The organism is Streptomyces beijiangensis (genome assembly GCF_017315755.1).
GTDB lineage: Bacteria > Actinomycetota > Actinomycetes > Streptomycetales > Streptomycetaceae > Streptomyces > Streptomyces beijiangensis.
The window spans coordinates 1-261 of the sequence record NZ_JAFLRJ010000782.1; the positions used below are offsets into that span (position 1 = coordinate 1).

Annotated in this window: 1 protein-coding gene; it reads left to right on the forward strand. The window is 73.6% G+C overall.

The annotated features are described in order from the left end of the window. Window positions 1-26: 26 nt before the first annotated feature. Window positions 27-261, forward strand: a 235-nt coding sequence (locus J0695_RS39070; protein WP_206969608.1) for a hypothetical protein, incomplete at its 3' end; no start/stop codon positions are given.

The following is a 261-nucleotide window of genomic DNA, read 5'->3' on the forward strand; positions in this document are numbered from 1 at the left end:
GTCCTGCAGGGCTGCGCCCCGAAGACGTGACGGTGATGGTGCAGGGCAAGCGGATCCCGCTGACGGCCCACCCGGACGGCACGCTCACCGGAGCACTCCCGAAGGGTACGGCGCTGGCACCGTCGAGCTCTTCGACGACCGCGTTCACCGTGGCTGTGGCCGAGGGGGCACCGGCAGGGCGACTGACGCTGACCGCCGAACTCACTGCGGCCGCGAGCGGCGGTTCCCGTACACCGACCGGCGTCGAGGCCCGGGGCGCGG